Source organism: Sphingomonas arenae (assembly GCF_016924655.1).
GTDB lineage: Bacteria > Pseudomonadota > Alphaproteobacteria > Sphingomonadales > Sphingomonadaceae > Sphingomicrobium > Sphingomicrobium arenae.
On sequence record NZ_JAFFJU010000002.1, the window covers coordinates 952695 to 967610 of the forward strand.

11 protein-coding genes are annotated in these 14916 nt (G+C 64.5%); 4 read left to right on the forward strand and 7 right to left on the reverse strand.

From position 1 onward, the window contains the following. Window positions 1-3: 3 nt before the first annotated feature. Window positions 4-492, forward strand: coding sequence for a peptide-methionine (R)-S-oxide reductase MsrB (gene msrB / locus JT720_RS10885; protein ID WP_205481264.1), 489 nt, complete (start codon window positions 4-6; stop codon window positions 490-492). On the opposite strand, the gene JT720_RS10890 is transcribed toward msrB, so the two are convergent. From JT720_RS10890 to JT720_RS10900, 3 genes are read right to left on the reverse strand one after another with little or no spacing between them, the layout of a single operon-like run. Continuing rightward, complete coding sequence (locus JT720_RS10890) at window positions 493-1233, reverse strand: isocitrate lyase/PEP mutase family protein (RefSeq protein WP_205481265.1); 741 nt, start codon at window positions 1231-1233, stop codon at window positions 493-495. Window positions 1234-1237: 4 nt separating this feature from the next. After that, window positions 1238-2041, reverse strand: coding sequence for a LytR/AlgR family response regulator transcription factor (locus JT720_RS10895; RefSeq protein WP_205481266.1), 804 nt, complete (start codon window positions 2039-2041; stop codon window positions 1238-1240). Window positions 2042-2068: 27 nt separating this feature from the next. Next, on the reverse strand, window positions 2069-3241 hold the full coding sequence (locus JT720_RS10900) for a sensor histidine kinase (protein WP_205481267.1): 1173 nt from the start codon (window positions 3239-3241) through the stop codon (window positions 2069-2071). A gap of 144 nt (window positions 3242-3385) precedes the next feature. On the opposite strand from JT720_RS10900, the gene JT720_RS10905 reads away from it, so the two are divergent. Together JT720_RS10905 and JT720_RS10910 are read left to right on the forward strand one after the other, a co-directional pair. Further along, window positions 3386-5293 (forward strand): M1 family metallopeptidase, encoded by a 1908-nt coding sequence (locus tag JT720_RS10905; RefSeq protein ID WP_205481268.1) that lies wholly within the window; start codon window positions 3386-3388, stop codon window positions 5291-5293. Window positions 5294-5378: 85 nt separating this feature from the next. Continuing rightward, window positions 5379-7712 (forward strand): putative bifunctional diguanylate cyclase/phosphodiesterase, encoded by a 2334-nt coding sequence (locus JT720_RS10910; RefSeq protein WP_205481269.1) that lies wholly within the window; start codon window positions 5379-5381, stop codon window positions 7710-7712. Here JT720_RS10910 and JT720_RS10915 read toward each other — a convergent pair. The 3 genes from JT720_RS10915 to JT720_RS14060 form a co-directional block, all read right to left on the reverse strand. Next, a complete protein-coding gene (locus tag JT720_RS10915) occupies window positions 7709-8017 on the reverse strand; it encodes an EF-hand domain-containing protein (RefSeq protein ID WP_205481270.1) in 309 nt (102 codons plus the stop codon). The genes JT720_RS10910 and JT720_RS10915 overlap by 4 nt on opposite strands. Window positions 8018-8084: 67 nt before the next feature. Continuing rightward, entirely contained in the window at window positions 8085-10460 is a 2376-nt protein-coding gene (locus JT720_RS10920; RefSeq protein ID WP_205481271.1) for a hybrid sensor histidine kinase/response regulator, read from the reverse strand. A gap of 69 nt (window positions 10461-10529) precedes the next feature. Then, entirely contained in the window at window positions 10530-10664 is a 135-nt protein-coding gene (locus JT720_RS14060) for a hypothetical protein (RefSeq protein ID WP_272873187.1), read from the reverse strand. Window positions 10665-11099: 435 nt separating this feature from the next. On the opposite strand from JT720_RS14060, the gene JT720_RS10925 reads away from it, so the two are divergent. Then, on the forward strand, window positions 11100-12995 hold the full coding sequence (locus tag JT720_RS10925) for a M10 family metallopeptidase C-terminal domain-containing protein (RefSeq protein WP_205481272.1): 1896 nt from the start codon (window positions 11100-11102) through the stop codon (window positions 12993-12995). A gap of 83 nt (window positions 12996-13078) precedes the next feature. On the opposite strand, the gene lepA is transcribed toward JT720_RS10925, so the two are convergent. Then, window positions 13079-14899 carry a translation elongation factor 4 gene (gene lepA, locus JT720_RS10930; RefSeq protein WP_205481273.1) on the reverse strand — a complete coding sequence of 607 codons (1821 nt, stop codon included), beginning with the start codon at window positions 14897-14899 and terminating at the stop codon, window positions 13079-13081. Window positions 14900-14916 lie beyond the last annotated feature (17 nt).

Genomic DNA, 14916 nt, shown 5'->3' on the forward strand with positions numbered 1-14916 from the left:
GTCATGCAACTCGATCGCCGCGCTGTCCTTGGTCTCGGCGGAGTGGGGCTCGCCGCGGTAGTGCTCGGCACGGGAACGAGCGGCGCAGAGGCGCGCTACCCGTTCCAGCTATCGGATGCCGAGTGGCGCCGCCGACTCTCTCCCGAGGCTTATCGCATCCTCCGCAAGGCAGGCACCGAGCGGCCCGGCTCCAGTTCCCTGGACCACGAGAGGCGCCGGGGAACGTTTGTCTGCGCAGGATGCGGCAATCCGCTTTTCTCTTCGGCCGACAAGTTCGACAGCGGCACTGGCTGGCCGAGCTTCACTCGTGCCCTGCCTAGACGCGCCGTGACGCGGCCTGACCGCAGCATTCCCGTCATGCCTCGTACCGAGTGTCTCTGCGCCCGATGTGGCGGTCACCTGGGCCATGTGTTCGACGACGGACCGCGCCCTACCGGTCACCGCTGGTGCATCAACGGGGTAGCGCTCCGCTTCACCCCGGCGCAAGGCTGATCAGCCGGTCGCCTCTCGCGCCATCTCGGTCAGCCTGGCCATGAGTGCGCGGTGCGGAAACGGACCGTGGCTGATCCGCGCCACTCCGGCCTGAGCCCAGACGGACTTCTCCGGAGCGCCCGGAAAGGCGATCACGTTCAGCGGCAGCGGGACCTCACGAACCACCCGCTCGATCTGCGCCGGGTCCGACAATCGGGGCACGAAGAAGCCGCTCGCACCGGCACCGGCGAAAGCCTTGCCGCGCTCCACGACCTGGTCGATCAGCGCGTCGTCATGCTGCTTGCTCTTGAGCAGCAGATCCGTGCGCGCATTGATGAAGAAGTCGCTCCCGACCGCGTCCCGGATCGCCCGGATGCGCCGAAACTGCAGCTCCAGCGGATGCAGCCCATCGCCGCCGACGACCTGGTCTTCGAAGTTGCACCCGACCGCGCCTGTTTCCTGGAGATCCCTGACGTTGGTCGCTCCCTGGTCCGGGTCGGCGGAATAGGCGCCTTCGAAGTCGACCGTCAGCGGAAGGTCGACGACCGCCATGATCCGGCGAGCATTGTCGAAGACGTAAGCGAGCGGCACCTTGTGTCCGTCGCCATATCCTGCCGCGTCTCCCACGGGATGACTGCCCGTCGCGAGCGCCTTCGCTCCTGCAGCGGCGACCGCAAGCGCACTGCCCGGATCCCAGATGTTGTAGAGGACGACCGGGTCACCGGGCACGTGCAGGTCGGCAAAGGTCTGGAATGCGCTCATTGGTCTAATGCACGAATCGCGCGACGACGTCGCGGTAGGACCGACTGACCTTCACCTGCGCGCCCGAATTGAGCACCAGGAAGCATTCGCCGTTGGTGTGCGGCTTTACCTGCCGGACCAGATCGAGATTGACGATGGTAGACCGATGCACCCGCTGAAACCGGCGTGGGTCGAGACGCTTCTCGAGATCCTTCATTGTCTCGCGCAGGATCAGCGTGTTGTCGCCGGTCTGGATGCACATGTAGTCGCCGGCCGCATCGATCCGCTCGATCGTATCTACATCGACCCGGAAGATTTGTCCCTGGTCCTTGATGTTGATCATCTTCTCGAAGCGATTGGACGCGGGTGCATCCGGGCTGCCCTCGGCCAGTTCCTCCGCCGCCTCGGGCGCATGTTCCGCCAGCACTTCCTTCAGCCGCTCCGCCTCACCCACGCCACGCTTCTCGGCAAGGCGCTGGCGCACCCGTTCCATGGTCGCGGCGAGCCGGTCCTCGTCCACCGGCTTCATGAGATAGTCCACGGCCTGCGCCTCGAACGCCTTCAGCGCATGCTCGCCATAAGCCGTGACGAACACGAACAGCGGCGGCTCCAGCTCCATCAGGCCCTGGATGACGGAAAATCCGTCGAACCCGGGCATCTGAATGTCGAGAAATACGAGATCGGGCTTGTGGGTCTTGATCGCGCGAATGGCCTCGCGCCCGTTGCTGGCCGTCGCAACGACCTCGACGTCCTCGTGCGCTTCGAGGCGCAGGCGCAGCCCCTGCGTCGCGAGAGGCTCGTCATCGACCAGGATGGTCCGAATGCTCATTCTAGGTTCCTAAAGCTGATCCGCCCATCATCCGGCAATCGGCCGGGCATCGAGCGGAATGTCGACAAGTACGCTGAACCCCCCATGTTCGTTCGTTCTGGTCGTGAAACTATGGTCCTGGCCATAGGCTTGCGCCAGACGGTCCTTGGTGTTCGCCAGGCCGACGCCGGTGGACGGCATCGCGACCCATCCATCGCCGCCGCCGCTCCCGTTGTCGGCGACTTCGATCCGGACCATGTCGCCGAACCGGCTCGCATTGATCCAGATGTCGGCCCCGCTTTCACTCGGGGTGACGGCATATTTGATTGCGTTCTCGATCAACGGTTGAAGGAGGAGGCTGGGCAGCCGAACGCCGATCGTCGCAGGATCGATCCGGAAGTGCGGGCGAAGCCGATCCTCGAACCGCATCTTCTCGATCTCGAGGTATAGCTTCAGAGTCTCCACCTCCTGAGCCAGCGTGACCTGCGCGCTGGGCTCGTTGACCAGCGTGTAGCGCAGGAACGACGACAGCCGCGCCAGCATGGCGTTGGCCCGCTCCGTCTGCTTCAGCAGCACCAGCGTGCTGATCGAATTCAGCGTGTTGAACAGGAAGTGCGGGTTCAGCTGATAGCGCAGCATGGCCAGCTGAGCGGTGGAGGCCTGGTTCTCCAGCTTGGACCTTTGATCGATCTCCTCTTCCAGAAGCAGGTAGTAGTTGATCCCATAATAAAGCGCCGACCAGGCCGCGAGCAGCGCGAAGTTCAGCAGGATCGCGCCGAGATACTTCACCCCCACGGGCCGGGAGCCCGGATCCACAAAGGTCGAATGGCTCCACGTTTCGATGATGGAGAAGGCGGCCGACGCCAGCACCACGGCTGCCAGGCTGAGGATCACGGTGTAGATCGCCCGCATCGTGATCAGCCGCCGAAACAGCGAGCCCATCAGCAGGGTCAGCGAATATCCCGTGGCGGTCAGCAACAAAGCATGGACCACGAACATCGCGCCCATCGCATTGGCGACCCCGCCAAGGGTCCGGAGCACGAAGTAACCCGTCCATCCGGCGGACTGGAGGACCCAGAAGGCGCGGTTCTTGTCAGCGAAGAAGGGAACGTCGAGTCCCACGGTGCGGGCGATCGGGCCCGACCGCGGTTCAAGTGCGCGCGGGCGGCGGCTACTCGACGTGGTCGGCGGCGGCATCACCGTTGCGCTATCGGTGGCCATGGTCTCTTCCGGCCCGGAACAAAGGCATGGAGCCGATATAAGGTGCTCTCTTGCGTAAAGCGAGGCGGAGGTTAGTTCCCCGCTGCAATGACCGGTTCACCCATTGTGTTGCACAGCCCACAGCCGCGCGTTCCAGGAGCCTCCATGACCCGACCCCGCCTCGCTGCCGCAATCGTGGCCCTGATGCTCTCCGCCTGCCAGACGGCAGCCGTTGCTCCTCCCGGAGCCACGAGCGAGCTCCAGGTTGCTCAGGTCCTGGCGACGGCGGACGCCGCTGACCCGCATAGCTTTGCCCGTCCGCTCGAAGCGCGCGTTGCCAACGTGGCCTTGGACCTCACGGTCGACTTCGCCGCCAAGCGGGTTGGCGGAACGGCGACCCTCGACATCGAGCGTCGTCCGGACGCGCGCGAGATCGTGCTGGACAGCAAGGGCTATGAGGTCAGCCGTGTCACCGACAGCAGCGGCCGGCCGCTCGATTACCGCTTCGGTGCCCGCGACGAGAACCTTGGCTCACCGTTCATCATCCAGCTTCGGCCCGACACGAAGCGGCTGGTGATCACCTACACCAGCGCACCAGACGCCGAAGCGCTGCAATGGCTCACGCCCGCGCAGACGGCCGGCAAGCAGCAGCCGTTCCTGTTCAGCCAAGGCCAGTCCATCTTCAACCGCAGCTGGATCCCGACCCAGGACTCGCCCGGCATCCGCCAGACCTGGGAAGCGCGGATCACCGTGCCCGCACAGCTGACCGCCGTCATGAGCGCACCAGCGGCAGCCGATCCGGTGACGCAGGGAAGCGCGCGCACTTTCACCTACCGGATGCCGCACCCGGTTGCTCCTTATCTGATCGCCATCGCCGTGGGCGACCTCAAGTTCCAGCCGCTCGGGCCTCGGACCGGCGTCTGGGCCGAGCCAGCGACCCTGCCAGCAGCCGCCCGCGAGCTGGAAGACACCGAGAAGATGGTGACGGCTGCCGAACAGCTGTTCGGCCCCTATCGCTGGGGCCGCTACGACATGATCGTCCTGCCGCCCTCCTTCCCGTTTGGGGGCATGGAGAACCCCACGCTGACGTTCCTGACGCCCACCTTCATCGCGGGGGACAAGAGCCTCGTCAGCCTCATCGCGCATGAGCTCGCGCACAGCTGGAGCGGCAATCTCGCGACCAACGCCACCTGGGCCGACTTCTGGCTCAACGAGGGCACCACGACCTATGCCGAGCGGCGGATCGTCGAAGCGATCTACGGCGAGAAGGTGGCGCGTCAGCAGGTCGCCCTCGGAATCGACGCCATGAACAAGGCGATCGAGGACAATGGGGGAGCGGCCGGCGCCGACACCCGCCTCGCGGTCGATCTAAAGGGGCGCCACCCGGATGATGGCCTCACCGACATTGCCTATGAGAAAGGCGCCGCCTTCCTGCGCATGATTGAAGCCAATGTAGGCCGGGAGCGCTTCGACGCGTTCCTGCGCGGCTGGTTCGACCGGCATGCGTTCCAGCCGGTGACTTCCGCCATGTTCCTTGCCGACGTGCGCCAGTATCTCGTCAAGGGAGATCAGGCCCTAGAGGCGAGGCTGCAGCTTGAGCGCTGGGTCTATCAGCCTGGCATCCCGTCCAACACCATCCCTGCCGATCCGCAGGCGTTTACCGACGTGGACGCGGCGGTGGCGCGCGCCGCAACCGGGAGCTTGCCCACCGACCTGTGGCCGGGCTGGACCACGGACGAGCGGCTGCGGTTCCTCAATCGCCTCCCCCGCAAGCAGGAAAAGGCTCAGCTCGACCGCCTGAATCAGGCATTCGGATTGAACGACATCGGCAATCAGGAGGTGCTGTTCGCCTGGCTCGATCTGGCCGTCGCCAACCGCTACGACCCCGCGGTCCCTTCACTGGAGCGCTTCCTGACCAGCCAGGGGCGGCGCAAGTTCGTGCGGCCGCTGCTGAAGGCGCTCGCCAGTGACCAGCGATGGGGTCGGCCGATTGCAGCTCGCATCTACCCGAGGGCGCGGCCGATCTACCACCCGATGGTGACCCAGGAACTCGACCAGCTCGGCCTTCGGTGAAATCCGGTCCGGAGGGCCTGGTTCTTTAACTCGCCCTCAACCCTCTTTCGCTACCCCGACGAAGTTACGGGAGAGCGTTGAGCGGATGTACGAAGCCCCTGACCGGTACAAGAGGATGATCGCTGCTCGGCTTCCCGACGGTGATTCGCTGGCTCTTGCCAAGGACGCCGACAAGGCGAGCTCGCCCCTCAAGGACGTGCAACTCATCTCCCGGGGGCAACTTGCGCCCTTCTTCGCCGCGGCGAACGTCGTCGCGGCCCTCCTGTTCAGCGCGGCTCTGTGGGGTTCCGCTCAAACTCACTTGCTGATCGGCTGGACGGCCCTCATCGCGATGGTCAACTTCATCGCAATGCGCTGGGCGCAGAGCCAGGCCGTCAAGTGCGTCGGTCGCTCGGGACGCGCTGTGCCCCAGTGGATGATGGTCGGGGATGTGCTTGCGCGCGCCCTGCTCTGGCTCAGCCTGCCGGTGTACCTCTTCGATGGTTTGCAGCCTTCGGATCAGGTGGTCGCGGGCTCGGTGATCGCCGGGATCGGTGCGGCAGGCCTTGGCCTCGTGGTGGTCCCAGCTTGTGCCATCGCCTGGATGACCAGCTTCACGGTCGGCTTGTGCGCGTCGCTGCTGCTCGCCCGGACCAGCATTCCATTCCAGCACATGCTCTCGATCCTCTTCACCCTCGGCATGTCCACCGTGGGCGTCCTGACCGTCGCCCGCTGGGCCTTCAACCAGCTCAAGACCAGCGCCGACATGGGCTCCCAGAGCGAGAGCGCGTCGCTCCTGCTGCAGGAATATGAGCAGCGCGGCGTGGGCTGGCTGTGGCAGGTCGATGCGGAGAACCGCGTTGTCTATATCTCCAGCCGGATGAGCGCCCTGCTGGGCAAGCCGTCCAACCAGATCCTCGGGCATTCCTTGCCGTCCCTGCTCGGCGGAAATGCGGAGCTCGGCCGCGTCCTGCTCGAGAAGCAGCCGTTCAATTCCCTGGAGATGGAGCTGAAGACGGCTCGTGGCACCCGCTGGGTGTCCATGGCCGGCGACCCGATCATCGACACCGCCGGACGATTCGAGGGGTTCCGCGGCGTCGGGTCAGATATCACGGACGTTCGCCAGACCCAGGAGCGGCTGACTCACCTCGCCAATGTCGACGTGCTGTCGGGCCTGCCGAACCGCGGGCGAGTGCGGCAACTCCTCGGCGAGGCGCTGCGGACAGCCACTGTCAGCAATGTGCCTTGCGCGATCATGTTCCTCGACCTGGATGGCTTCAAGCCGGTCAACGACACGTTCGGCCATCCGAAGGGCGATGCCGTCCTCCAGGCGGTTGCCAAGCGCCTGTGCGACGAAGTGGGGCCGAATGGGCATGTCGGTCGACTCGGCGGCGACGAATTCGCGATCGTCATTCCCGACGCACAGAGCCGCAACAAGGTCGAGCAGCTCGCCGACCGCATCATTATGGCGGTGGCCGAGCCGTACATGATCGATCAGATCGAGATCCGCATCGGCGTGTCGATCGGCTGCGCCTTTGGCCCGATCGATGGCGCCACCGTGGACGATCTCATCCTCAAGGCCGACCTGGCTCTGTACGAGGCGAAAGGCGCCGGCCGAGGCATTGCGCGCTATTTCTCGTCGGAACTGCAGTTCGAGCAGGAAGATCGCGTTCGACTGGAGTCGGACATCCGGCAGGCCATCGACCTCAAGCAGTTCCACCTTGCCTTCCAGCCGCTGGTCAACGCCAAGACCAAGAAGCTCGTCGGCTTCGAGGCGCTCCTCCGCTGGAACCACCCGCAACGTGGCTTCGTGCCACCGAATGTCTTCATCCCGGTTGCCGAAGAAACGGGCCTCATGGCCGCGCTCGGCGAATTCGTCATCGACGAAGCCTGCCGCGCGGCCGCGTCCTGGCCCGAGCCGATCACGGTCGCCCTGAACATCAGCCCGAAGCAGATCATTCTGCCGGCGCTGCCCAACATCGTCGCCCAGGCCCTTGCCCGCTATCGCCTGCCCGGCAACCGGATCGAGCTGGAAGTCACCGAAGGCGTCTTCCTCGACGACAGCAACCGCACCCTGGATGTGCTCGGTCGCCTTCGGGCGCTCGGCGTTGGCATCGCGCTCGACGACTTCGGCACAGGCTATTCGTCGATCGGCTATCTCAACAAGGCCGTCTTCCATAAGCTGAAGATTGACGGCAGCTTCGTCCGCGAGGCCGGGAACAAGGCCGGCAACGTCGCCATCATCCAGTCAATCGTCCAGCTCGCCAAGAGCTTCCGCATGTCGGTTACCGCCGAGGGCGTGGAAACGGCCGAGGACTTCGAGCGCATGCGCGACTTGGGCTGCGACACCATCCAGGGGTACCTGTTCGGCAAGCCCTTGAGCTACGATCGGGCGAACCAGATGGTCCTTGGGCTGGGCGCCAAGCGGATGGCCGGCTAAGGGGCGCTGGCAGATTGTGCGGTGGCGCCGAAACGCGCCTCCACCCAGCTCCGAGCATCCTCGAACTCTCGAACCGTCACCCGCCCATCGCGGTCGGTGTCCGCCATTTCCTTGAAGGTTTTGACCGCCGGCTGCGCTTCATAGGAAGTGAGCCAGCCGTCGCGGTTGCGGTCGAAGGTCCGCACCGCCCAGGCATTGAGCACCGCATCCCGCTCGAACAACTCAACGGCATGCGGGTTGAGGCTTGTCGGCTCCGCAGCAGGCGGCGCCTGTGCGGCAGCAGCGGCAAACAACAAGAACAGCATGGCGTCGGGTCTCCCGTCCAACGCCCCCACCTGACCCTTCAACGCGCGAACCTCAGCTAGGGATGCGTCAACCGGCGCGGGCCAAGGCTCCCCGGACCGCCGCGTCGAGCGCGTCTGCCCGGAACGGCTTGGCGAGCAGCGGAGCATCCGGCGCGGCTTTCTGGATGGCCTCCGTCTCGCTGTATCCGGACACGAACAGAAGCGGCTGATCCGGGCGCTCCCGGCGGACCGCCCTGGCGACGTCCGCACCGCTCATCCCGGGCATGAGGAAATCGAGAACGATCACGTCCGGCTGTTCTTCGCGGAAGCTCTCCAGGCCCGAGGGACCATCTTCCGCCTCCCGGACCTTGTAACCGCGCTCCTCCAGGCTGTTGACGATGAACCCGCGAACGATCGGGTCATCGTCGATCACCAGCACCCGCGCCGCGGCCTCGCGGTCCTGCATGGGCGAATCCGCTTCCGGTCCGCTTTCTTCGCCCGCGCTGTCTTGGGCTTGAGGGAAGTAAAGCCTGACGCGCGTGCCTTCTCCGACACGGCTTTCGATCCTCGCCGTGCCGCCCGATTGCCGGGCCACTCCATAGACCATGGAAAGGCCCAGACCGGTTCCTTTTCCAACATCCTTGGTCGTGAAGAAGGGATCGAACGCCCGCTGCAGCACTTCCGGCGACATGCCCGTTCCCGTGTCGCTGATGCAGAGTTCCAGATACTCGCCATCCTGCAGCTCGGGATCGCCCGAAACCAGCTGCTTCTGAGTCTGGATCGTCAGCACGCCTCCCTCGGGCATGGCATCGCGGGCGTTGATCGCGAGGTTGAGCACCGCGAGTTCCAGCTGCGTGGGATCGGCCAGGACAGGCACCCGATCCTGATCCAGCTCAATCCTCTTCTCGATCCCCGGCCCAAGCACGTTCCTGAGCAGCGGGCGCATGTTGGTGATGAGCGGAGCCACGTACGTCGGCTTCACTTCGAGGCGCTGAACCCGACTGAACGCGAGCAGCTGCGCGGTCAGCCGAGCGCCCCGCTCCGCCGCTTCCAGCGCGTTCTGCGCGTAGAGCCGGAGCTTGGGATCCGTCTCTCGCTTGGCGATCAGGTCGAGGCCTCCAACAACCACCGTCAGGAGGTTGTTGAAGTCGTGGGCGATGCCCCCGGTAAGCTGTCCGAGCGCCTCCATCTTCTGGCTCTGACGGAGCTGCTCCTGCGCCCCGCGCAACTCGCTGACATCGCGGGCCTCGCCCACAAGGTAGACCGGCTTGCCGTCTTCCCCCAGCACCGGCTTCACGGACGCGAGATGGGTAACCGTCCGACCGCCGATGTGAATAACAAGTTCGCTCTCGGCGGTCTCGCCTCGCGCAGCTCGCTCGATCAGTTCGCGCATCTTCCGAGCCGCCTCAGGATCGTTCGTGACTGGCGGCAACTCCCAGGCCTTGCGGCCACGCACCTCGTCGGGACCGAGGTGGAGCAACTCGGACGCGGTCCGGTTCATCTCCAGATACTCGCCCTCGGGGGTCATCAGCCCCATGAACTCCAGGGCCGTATCAAACACCGCTCGAAACCGCGCTTCGCTTGCGGATAGCTCCGCGGTACGCTCTTCGACTAGGCGGCGAAGTTCGAGCTCCGCTTCCTTGCGAGCAGTGACGTCGAATGCGGCGCCGATGAAGCCGACGACCTCCCCATCGGGCCCCGATCGCGGGCTGGAGACCGAGCGGAGCCAGCGCCACTCGCCATCCGCTCTCCGGTATCGGGCTTCAAGCGTGAAGGGCTTTCCGGATGCTTCGCCGTCGACGCTCGCCTGCACCACGTGCGGGAAGTCGTCGGGATGTATCCACGCGCGCCAATCGTGCGTGTTCATGTCCTCGGCACGGATGCCGGCGAACTCGAGGTAAGCGTCGTTCACGAACTCCCGTTTCCGATCGAGCCGGGTCACCCACATCATCACTGGAGCAGAATCGGCGATACGCCGGAAACGGGCCTCGGACTCGCGGAGCGCGCGTTCGGCAACCCGCTGCTCCGTCACGTCCTGGACGATGATGACGACGCCCTGCACCTCGCCCGTTTCGGCTGCCCGCTGCGGGATATACTCGGTCTGCACGGCCAGGCTGCCGCGAGTAGGGTGATCGAAGCTGGACGCGAACCACTGGCGCTCCCCGGCAAGCGCCGTCTGCATCATCGGCCTGCGCGCGGCATAAGCCTCTTCACCCAGCACGTCGCGCATGGTTCGGCCCAGAATCTCGCCCCGGGGTCGCTCGAAGAACGCGGCGAACGCCTTGTTGGCGAAGACATAGCGCTGCTCTCGATCGACATAGGCGATCAGCATCGGCAAGGCATCGGCAATGCCGAGCATCTGCTGAAAGTCGTAGGCGGCAGGGATTCGTCCGGTCCGCCCAGCAGCCGGCTTCCTCGCCTCGCGCCGGCCAGAGCTGGCGCCCTCCCCCTTCGCTTCGCTCATGGCGCCACGATAGACCCGTTCAAAGCCGATCGGCTAGCCTCAACAGCCGGGCAAGTTCCCGATATGCTGCTACTTCGGGTCGGCGCCTTCGGCCGTTGGCGGGACCGGGTCCACTTCCGCCGGCGGCTGCAATGGGGAGGGCTCGATCACTGGCGGAAGCGGCGGTGCCTTCGGATCTTCGGCGACGCGATTTTCCGAACTCATGAGACCATCTCCCTGACGATTCGCGTTCCGCTCCTCCACCGGGACGGAGAAGCCGGTTCCGGTGCTCGCCTGGTTGCTGCACGCGCAAGACGCAAGCAGCAGCAGGCAAGCCGTCCCACGTCGCTTCATCTCATGACCTTTCACTCAACTCGAACCGCGCGGTAACTCGCCTCACCGCATCCCCGAGAAACATGGCAAAAAGAGAGTTGACGATCATCTTTGCCCTTTATAGCCTGACGCTCTTGCTCGTAGAAGCCCTTGATTTCGTTTCGCAATTTTGGGTTCCGGTCCCTTCTGGACGAGACGAATTCATGACCTCTTCCGCTCGTGTCTGGACGTTTCCCGACGATCTTTTCGGGAGTGCTTTCCAAGTCTGAACAACGTCTCCGCGACGGTCAGAAAATACGCGCGTGTAAGCAGTAAAAGGGGTTTTTGATGTTTGACGAAGTCCTGAGTTCCGATCTCGACGTTCACCCGGATACGCTTGAAGCATCGCTCGACCCGCTGGCGGGCGGAAGCGCCTATGACAATCCGATCTGGACCCCTGAACAAATCGCCGCCCATCTCAATCGCACGCAGACGGGGTGGGGCGTGGGCGTCAACGGCACGCCGGGCTCAGACGATGACCTAACCACGATCAACTTCGGCTTCCACAACAGCCAGACCGACCTGTTCAACAACGGCTATGTCTACGAACTCGGCGGCCGCTACTCGGCCTTCAGCGAGTATTTCAACTTCGCGCCCTTCTCCTCCGATCAGCGGGCCGCAGCACGGGAAGCCATCGGCTACTGGGACGATGTGGTGGCCGTCTCCTTCGTGGAAACCAGTGCCGATGAAGGCGACATCAACTTCGGCAATCTGGCGAACGCGCCGCAGACGCAGGCCTATGCGCGGCTTCCTGCCGACCTGGTTCTCAGCCCGGCCAACCCGCAGGCGATCCTCGACTATGTGAACCCGCAGGTCCGCGAGATCGGCGGCGACGTCTGGGTGTCGGCCAGCCAGCCGAGCAACTTTCAGTTCGACGAGGGCCTCTACGGCATGAACACGCTGGTCCACGAGATCGGCCATGCCCTGGGCCTGTCGCATCCTGGCGCCTACAATTTCGGCCCCGGCTTCGCGGTGACCTACGCCAACGGCGCGGAATATGCGCAGGACATCCGAAACTATACGATCATGTCTTACTGGAACCCGCGGGACGTCGGCATTCAGGACCATGATTATCGCCTCGGTACCATCACCTACGGTGCCACGCCGATGATCCACGACATCTACGCCGCGCAGCAGATGTACGGCGCGGACATGACCACGCGGACGGGCAACACGACCTACGGCTTCAACGCCACCGCCGATGTCGAGGGCCGCGACGCATTCGACTTCGAGCTCACCCCTGCCCCGGTCATGACCATCTGGGACGCCGGCGGCAACGACACGCTAGATGCCTCTGGCTATTCCACGAACCAGGTGATCGACCTGACGCCGGGTTCGCTCAGCAGCATCGGCGGAGTGACGCTGGCTGACGCGCCGTCTCTAGAAACGGTCAATACCAACCGTGCTCTTGCGGGTTACGCCCCGCTGACGGAGACCGCCTACAACAACCGCATGGCGGCGCTGGCCGCCAATCCGGACGCCGGGCTGCTCGTCGACAATGTCGGCATCGCCTATGGCGCTTGGATCGAGAACGCCGTTGGTGGAAGCGGCAACGACCTGATCATCGGCAATTCGCTCAGCAACCGCCTTGTTGGCGGCGCCGGCAACGACGTGATCAGCGGCGGCGCGGGCGTCGATTACGCGACTGGTGGCACGGGTAGCGACACCTTCATCGCGGACATCAACGGTGCGCTGGTGCCCGCGCGGCGCGGTCCCTTGTCGCTGGACGTCGTCACGGACTTCGTGAGCGGCGTGGACAAGATCGACCTCAGCGCGATCGATGCCAACCTCGGCCGATCCGGGGACCAGGGCTTTGTCTTCCGCGGAAGCGCCAATACCCGCAATGCGGCCGACCTCACCTTCAAGGTGTTTGAGAGCATCCAGGGGGCGGAAAGCGCGCTCGGGATGGAGATCGATGGCATCAGCGGGCGGGGTGCGGCCGGTCCGGTGACCGTCGTGTTCGGCAATGTCGACGGCGGCGCGGCGGACTTCGCCATCGCGCTGCTGAATACGCGCGGCGTTTCGGCGGGTGACTTCATCGACGTGGTAAATCCTGCCCTGCAGGCCAACACATCGACTGCGGCCAATAGCGCTTTCAGCCAGCCGGTGATCAGCGCAGCCCAGCTGGCCGAGGAGATGCGGACGGTGCTGGAAGGCACTCACTCGGACGGCTACCTCTTCTAAGCGAAGCGTTTTCAACCAACAGAAAAGGGGCGCTCCGGACTTCCGGGGCGCCCCTTTTCTATTCATGACGCCAAAGCGTCAGATCAGCCTTCGTCGCCCATCCTCAACGCGGCGATGAACGCCTCCTGCGGGATGCTGACGTTGCCATACTCCCGCATCTTGGCCTTCCCCTTCTTCTGCTTCTCCAGCAGCTTCCGCTTGCGGGTCGCATCGCCGCCATAGCACTTGGCCGTGACGTCCTTGCGCATTGCACTGATGGTCTCGCGAGCGATGACCTTGCCGCCGATCGCCGCCTGGATCGGGATCTTGAACAGGTGCCTCGGGATGAGTTCCTTCAACCGCTCGACCATCCCGCGGCCCCGGACCTCGGCGGTCGCCCGGTGGACGATCATGCTCAGCGCATCGACTGGTTCCTCGTTCACCAGGATGCTCATCTTCACTAGGTCGCCCTCGCGCGTCCCGATCTGGTGATAGTCGAAGCTGGCGTACCCCTTCGACATGGACTTCAGCCGGTCATAGAAGTCGAACACCACCTCGTTCAGCGGCAGTTCGTAGGTCACCTGCGCCCGTCCGCCGACATAGGTCAGGTTCTTCTGGATGCCCCGGCGGTCCTGGCACAGCTTCAGGATGGGCCCGAGATATTCGTCGGGAACGTAGATCGTCGCCTCGATCCATGGCTCCTCGATGCTCTCGATCCGATTGGGATCGGGCATGTCGGCCGGATTGTGCAGCTCGATCGTCTTCGCATCCTCGTTCTTCGAGTGCGACAGGCGCATCTTGTAGACCACCGATGGAGCGGTGGTGATGAGGTCGAGATCATACTCCCGCATCAGCCGCTCCTGGATGATCTCCAGGTGCAACAGGCCGAGGAACCCGCAGCGGAAGCCGAAGCCGAGCGCAGCGCTGCTTTCCGCCTCGAAGCTGAAGCTGGCGTCGTTGAGGCGAAGCTTGCTGATGCTCTCGCGCAATTTCTCGAAGTCGGCAGCGTCCACCGGGAACAGTCCGCAGAACACGACCGGCTGGACTTCCTTGAAGCCGGGCAATGCAGCCGCGGTCGGGCGCCTGGCATCGGTGATGGTGTCGCCGACGCGGGTCTGCGCGACTTCCTTGATCTGCGCCGTGATGAAGCCGATCTCGCCTGGCCCAAGTTCCTGCAGCTGTTCGATCTTGGGGCGGAAGCATCCGACCCGATCTATCAGGTGCGTGGTGCCGGCGGCCATGAACTTGACCTGCTGGCCCTTCTTAAGGACGCCGTCCACGACGCGGACAAGGATGACCACGCCCAGGTAAGGGTCGTACCAGCTGTCGACCAGCATGGCCTTGAGCGGCGCATCGATGTCGCCCTTGGGCGGCGGGATTCGAGTGACGATGGCTTCAAGGACTTCGTCGATGCCGATGCCGGTCTTGGCGCTGGCCAGCACCGCTTCGGACGCGTCGAGGCCGATCACCTCCTCGATCTCGGCGCGGACGCGCTCGGGCTCCGCGGCGGGGAGGTCGACCTTGTTGATGACCGGCACGATCTCATGGTCGTGCTCGATCGACTGATAGACGTTCGCGAGCGTCTGCGCTTCCACACCTTGCGCCGCATCCACGACCAGCAACGCGCCCTCGCAGGCCGCGAGGCTGCGTGAGACCTCATACGCGAAGTCGACGTGCCCCGGCGTGTCCATCAGGTTCAGCGTGTAGGTCTCGCCGTCCTTGGCCGTGTAGCTGAGGCGCACGGTCTGCGCCTTGATCGTGATTCCGCGCTCCTTCTCGATATCCATGTTGTCGAGCACCTGGCTCGACATCTCACGCTCGGTCAGACCCCCGGTGCGCTGGATCAGGCGGTCGGCGAGCGTCGACTTCCCATGGTCGATGTGGGCGATGATCGAGAAGTTGCGGATCATGGAGAGTGGGGTCATTGCGCGCGCCCGCTAGC